We start from the raw sequence: 6,176 nt of genomic DNA, 5'->3' as shown, positions 1-6,176 counted from the left end.
GCGCTGAACAAAATGACGAAAGCAGGTATGCCTGAAAGCGTGCGTATTGCCTGAAAACACAACCCGCTACGGGGGAGACTTACCCGAAATCTGATTTATTCAACAAAGCCCCTCATTCCATGCCACACCAGCATTTGGGAAACGAGGATCGATCTCTCTTTCCTTCTTCTCCTTCTTACTTTGCTCTTTTCGGGATGATACAGATACGACAGAACGTTCTTTTACCGCTGTAATTGCCATAACTGCATTGAGCAGAGATCTGCGCTCCACATCGTTCAGCATTTTTCCTTCACAGATCAAATCATTCAGGATGTCAATGACTAGATTCAGACTTTCTTCTGTTAGCTTCATATTTCAGACCTTGAAGTATGTAGATAATCAGCACAATTACTAATGTGATAAATATCAGAAGATAATTTACAGGTAAACCGGAAAATACATCTGAAGAATAAAGGCCTCAGCTTAACGTTTCAGCCAGTTTGTGAGCTGATTGAGGTACGGCGATGACATTAACGGGAATTACTCCCCTATAGCTCTGAGCTTATTTTTCACCCTGGCAACATATGGTGGCTACTGCGCATGGTTTTGGAGTAGATATCTTACTACTCGTAGAATTGTGCTTACTGGTCAGGCCAGCGCACAGGCATTCCGTGCAATCAATAGAACACTGGTTTTTTAGTCTTCCGTTACCCATCAGGATGTTAGTGCAGATTCCGGTGTATTCGATCAGTTGTTCGGCGAATCAGCGATCGATCACGATGCGATTTCGTATGTTAGGGATGCTGGTATGATTACTCGCTGAAAAATAATGTGAAAAGGCAGTTTTTCTTTAGACATTTAGCTCATTCATGCTGTTGTTTTACGTTTTGCTGTCGTGTGCAGGATTATCTTTTCGTTACGGGACGATTCATTCCGTTTTAATCAGGAGCTATTGGCGTTGCTCATTGGTGGGATGCCGTAAAGTTTTACCGCGGCGATTAATGATGTGAAGTCAATCCAAATCAACGGAGATCTCTCATCATGAATCAACCAATACACAATGATTACTGGTTATCCCGTTTTGAAAGTATTCTCAACAGTGCCCTGGTGCAACACCGTGCCGTCTCGTTAATCCGGGTGGATTTACGTTTCCCTGAGCATATGCCTGTCACCATCATGGATCCCGATCCGGATTCAGCGGTGATTTCTCGTTTTTTCGAATCCCTGAAAGCCAAAATTCAGGCTTACCAGCGGAAAAAACGACGTACCAACAAGCGTGTGCGTGCAACCACCCTGCATTATTTCTGGTGTCGAGAGTTTGGCAAGGAAAAAGGCAGGAAACATTATCACGTGATATTACTGCTCAACAAAGATACCTGGTGCTCGCCAGGGGATTTCACCGTTCCTTCTTCGCTGGCGACGCTGATCCAACTGGCATGGTGTAGCGCTCTGCATCTTGAGCCCTGGCAGGGTAATGGACTGGTTCATTTTTCCAGGCGGACGCCTTTCCGTAAACCGGCATCATCTGATGCTCGCCCTTCTTCCGATGATACGCCTTTGTCGGGTGGATGTTCTGAAACCAGGAAGGCTTCAGACAAAAAGCCGGGTGAAGCCGCTGTTCTCTGGATCAAGCGTGGTGATGTGGAAGCGATGCAGAAAGCCATGGAGAGAGCCCGTTATCTCGTGAAGTATGAGACGAAGCAGCATGACGGTTCTGGTCAACGTAATTATGGTTGCAGCCGTGGAGCGGGGCGTCTACTGGATGGCAGGTGAACCCTGTAAAACGGCATCCGGTGCCAGAGTATATGTCACAGTAAGGTCGTTGGCTGACGCCCTTAGCTCGTTTTCTGAAAAAGTTTTTCTGAAGTAATGTGGATTTGCCCCTATATTTCCAGACATCTGTTATCACTTAACCCATTACAAGCCCGCTGCCGCAGATATTCCCGTGGCGAGCGATAACCCAGCGCACTATGCGGATGCCATTCGTTATAATGCTCGAACGCCTCTGCAAGGTTCTTTGCTGCCGTTAACCCGTCTGGTTTGGGCATGATACTGATGTAGTCACGCTTTATCGTTTTCACGAAGCTCTCTGCGATTCCGTTACTCTCCGGACTCCGCACCGCCGTGTTCTTCGGTTCAAGTCCCAACATCCGGGCGAACTGGCGTGTTTCATTAGCCCGGTAGCATGAACCATTATCCGTCAGCCACTCCACTGAAGACGACGGAAGATCGTTGCCGAAGCGGCGTTCCACCGCTCCCAGCATGACGTCCTGTACTGTTTCACTGTTGAAGCCGCCGGTAGTGACCGCCCAGTGCAGTGCCTCACGATCACAGCAGTCCAGCGCGAACGTGACACGCAGTCTCTCTCCGTTATCACAGCAGAACTCGAACCCGTCAGAGCACCATCGCTGATTGCTTTCTTTCACGGCCACTCTGCCTGTATGTGCCCGTTTCGATGGCGGTACAGCAGGTTTTCGCTCAAGCAACAGCGCATTCTGGCGCATGATCCGGTAAACACGTTTGGCATTGATCGCAGGCATACCATCAAGTTCGGCCTGTCTGCGAAGCAGCACCCATACCCGACGATAACCATATGTGGGCAGCTCTCCGATAACATGGTGTATACGGAGAAGCACATCCGTATCATCAGTGTGACGGCTGCGGCGACCATCTTTCCAGTCATCGGTTCGTCTGAGAATGACGTGCAACTGCGCACGCGACACCCGGAGACAACGGCTGACTAAGCTTACTCCCCATCCCCGGGCAATAAGGGCGCGTGTGCTATCCACTTTTTTGCACGCCCATATTCAACGGCTTCTTTAAGGAGTTCATTTTCCATCGTTTTTTTGCCGAGCAGGCGCTGGAGTTCTTTAATCTGCTTCATGGCAGCAGCAAGTTCAGAGGCAGGAACGACCTGTTCTCCTGCGGCCACAGCAGTAAGACTTCCCTCCTGGTATTGCTTGCGCCAGAGAAATAACTGGCTGGCTGCCACACCGTGTTGCCGGGCAACAAGGGAGACCGTCATTCCCGGTTCAAAACTCTGCTGAACAATAGCGATCTTTTCCTGTGTAGTACGCCGTCTGCGTTTCTCCGGTCCTAAGACATCAATCATCTGCTCTCCAATGACTAGTCTAAAAACTAGTATTAAGACTATCACTTAAATAAGTGATATTGGTTGTCTGGAGATTCAGGGGGCCAGTCTACTGAATGAGCGAAATGTGATTTACCTTCTTTTCTGTTCATTGTAAATTCCCTCTTTGCTAACGCAAATCATTATCATTACGCCTTTGGCAAAGGGAAATTTATGAAGAACAAATATATCATTGCTCCGGGCATTGCCGTGATGTGTTCTGCAGTTATATCATCAGGTTATGCCAGTTCTGATAAAAAAGAAGATACGCTTGTTGTTACTGCCTCCGGGTTCACTCAGCAGCTCAGAAATGCCCCGGCCAGTGTCTCAGTCATTACTTCAGAACAACTGCAAAAAAAACCGGTTTCAGATCTGGTCGATGCAGTAAAAGATGTTGAAGGGATTAGTATCACTGGTGGGAATGAAAAACCGGATATCAGTATACGTGGTCTAAGTGGCGATTACACGCTGATTCTGGTCGATGGACGACGTCAGAGCGGTCGGGAATCCAGACCAAACGGCAGCGGCGGTTTTGAAGCCGGATTTATCCCTCCTGTGGAAGCAATTGAACGCATTGAAGTGATCCGTGGCCCTATGTCTTCCCTGTATGGTTCTGATGCCATCGGAGGGGTCATTAATATCATAACCAAACCAGTTAATAACCAAACATGGGATGGCGTACTTGGACTTGGGGGGATTATTCAGGAACATGGGAAATTTGGTAACTCAACCACAAATGACTTCTATCTGTCAGGCCCATTGATTAAGGATAAACTTGGTCTTCAGCTATATGGAGGAATGAACTATCGCAAGGAAGATAGTATCTCTCAGGGAACACCGGCAAAAGATAATAAGAATATAACGGCAACGCTCCAGTTTACTCCGACTGAAAGCCAGAAGTTTGTTTTTGAATATGGAAAAAATAACCAGGTGCATACATTAACACCTGGTGAGTCTCTCGATGCCTGGACTATGCGGGGAAATCTTAAACAACCAAACAGTAAAAGAGAAACGCATAATTCACGTAGTCACTGGGTAGCAGCATGGAATGCCCAGGGCGAAATACTGCATCCTGAAATTGCTGTTTATCAGGAGAAAGTTATTCGTGAGATTAAATCAGGTAAAAAAGATAAATATAATCATTGGGATCTTAATTACGAGTCAAGAAAACCGGAAATAACCAACACAATCATAGATGCAAAAGTGACGGCATTTCTGCCGGAAAATGTACTGACCATCGGAGGTCAATTTCAGCATGCAGAGCTCCGTGATGACTCAGCCACGGGTAAAAAAACGACAGAAACACAGTCTGTTTCAATTAAACAGAAAGCTGTTTTTATAGAAAATGAATATGCAGCAACGGATTCTCTCGCCCTGACTGGAGGACTGCGTCTCGATAATCATGAAATCTATGGCAGTTACTGGAATCCAAGATTGTACGCTGTTTATAACCTGACCGATAATCTCACACTCAAAGGGGGGATCGCAAAAGCATTTCGGGCTCCTTCAATTCGTGAGGTGAGTCCTGGATTTGGAACACTGACGCAGGGTGGTGCCTCTATTATGTATGGAAACAGGGACCTGAAACCGGAGACCAGTGTAACCGAAGAGATCGGTATTATTTATAGTAATGATAGTGGTTTTTCGGCGAGCGCGACGCTGTTTAATACTGATTTTAAAAATAAGTTGACCAGTTACGATATAGGTACAAAAGATCCAGTCACCGGGTTAAACACTTTTATTTATGATAATGTAGGTGAGGCAAATATCAGAGGGGTGGAGCTTGCAACTCAGATTCCTGTGTATGATAAATGGCATGTATCTGCAAACTATACATTTACTGACTCTCGTCGAAAAAGTGATGACGAAAGTCTCAATGGCAAGTCGCTGAAAGGGGAACCTCTGGAAAGAACTCCCAGACATGCAGCCAATGCAAAACTGGAATGGGATTACACTCAGGATATTACATTTTATTCATCTCTGAATTATACGGGAAAACAAATCTGGGCAGCACAAAGAAATGGTGCTAAGGTTCCCCGCGTTCGTAATGGATTCACATCTATGGATATTGGTCTAAATTACCAGATTCTGCCAGACACGCTGATTAATTTTGCCGTTCTTAACGTCACAGACAGAAAGAGCGAGGATATCGATACCATTGATGGTAACTGGCAGGTCGATGAAGGACGCCGTTATTGGGCTAATGTAAGAGTATCCTTCTGAGAGTATATAAAGACAACCTGAGGCCGTGAGCCTCAGGTACCAGTGTAGTAATCAGTAATGTCAGTTTCCAGGTTGTAATGCTTTTAATCTTGATTAAAATAATCTTAATAATTTAAACTTGTTAAATATCGATGATTTTAATTTGAGAGCGTTCAGAATTCTGTGTCACGTTAAAAATTCTACAGCGTCATCACATTATTCAGCCGCCCTTCAAAATAAATGGCTAACTGCGACAATGTCAAATTCCAGCTTTGGATGGGCATTGTCCATTTCTCCTGTGCGTTCATCAGTCCCAGATAAAGTAGCTTCAACAGGCTGTTTTCATTCGGGAAAGCACCTTTAGGTTTTGGTCAGTTTCCTGAACTGGCGGTGGACTGATTCTATCGCGTTGGTTGTGTAGATCACCTTGCGGATATTCGCCGGATAGCGGAAGTACGCTGACAGATTTTCCCTCTTGCGGCGCCAGGACTGGAGCACCACCGGATATTGCTGCCCCCGTTTCGCTTCCAGCTCATCCAGCGCCGTTTCCGACACCGCACGATACACTGGCTTCAGGTCGGCCATGAACGCTTTATGGTGTTTTGACGCCACATATTTAATCGAGTTACGTATCTGGTGAATGACGCACAACTGTACCTCTGTCTGCGGATAAATGCTGTTTATCGCTTCAGGGAAGCCGGTCAGCCCATCCACGCAGGCAATCAGAATGTCTTCAACGCCACGGTTTTGCAGATCTGAACCGCCCCGGGTTTCCTGGAGAGTGTTTTATCTGTGAACTCAGGCTGCCAGATCATCGTTTCCGATGGAAGCATAATAAGCTTTTTCTGCTTCTGCCGGAGGAGTA

Annotated in this window: 4 protein-coding genes and 1 pseudogene; 2 read left to right on the top strand and 3 right to left on the bottom strand. The window is 46.3% G+C overall.

Annotated features, from left to right (window positions below):
• Positions 1–99 precede the first annotated feature (99 nt).
• Positions 100–351, bottom strand: coding sequence for a hypothetical protein (locus ACJHWT_RS25000; protein WP_410232374.1), 252 nt, complete (start codon positions 349–351; stop codon positions 100–102).
• Positions 352–1,020: 669 nt separating this feature from the next.
• Between ACJHWT_RS25000 and ACJHWT_RS24995 the strand changes: the two genes are divergently transcribed.
• Positions 1,021–1,752 carry an inovirus Gp2 family protein gene (locus ACJHWT_RS24995; RefSeq protein WP_001075491.1) on the top strand — a complete coding sequence of 244 codons (732 nt, stop codon included), beginning with the start codon at positions 1,021–1,023 and terminating at the stop codon, positions 1,750–1,752.
• A 110-nt stretch (positions 1,753–1,862) separates the two neighbouring features.
• Here the strand turns inward: ACJHWT_RS24995 and ACJHWT_RS24990 are convergent.
• Positions 1,863–3,091 (bottom strand): IS3-like element IS2 family transposase gene (locus tag ACJHWT_RS24990; protein WP_153275894.1). Its coding sequence is split into 2 segments (ribosomal slippage): positions 1,863–2,776 and positions 2,776–3,091, totalling 1,230 coding nucleotides; the frame shifts between segments, so codons are not numbered across the junction.
• 192 nt (positions 3,092–3,283) lie between these two features.
• Between ACJHWT_RS24990 and ireA the strand changes: the two genes are divergently transcribed.
• Positions 3,284–5,332 (top strand): TonB-dependent siderophore receptor IreA, encoded by a 2,049-nt coding sequence (gene ireA / locus ACJHWT_RS24985; protein WP_000792543.1) that lies wholly within the window; start codon positions 3,284–3,286, stop codon positions 5,330–5,332.
• A 179-nt stretch (positions 5,333–5,511) separates the two neighbouring features.
• Here ireA and ACJHWT_RS24980 read toward each other — a convergent pair.
• Positions 5,512–6,070, bottom strand: a pseudogene (locus ACJHWT_RS24980) (transposase); the annotation flags it as partial.
• Positions 6,071–6,176: the final 106 nt, after the last annotated feature.

It is taken from the genome of Escherichia sp. WS338 (assembly GCF_046486405.1).
Lineage (GTDB): Bacteria > Pseudomonadota > Gammaproteobacteria > Enterobacterales > Enterobacteriaceae > Escherichia > Escherichia coli.
The sequence above is the reverse complement of the archived record's forward strand: the minus strand, read 5'-3'. Positions and strand labels throughout refer to the sequence as shown.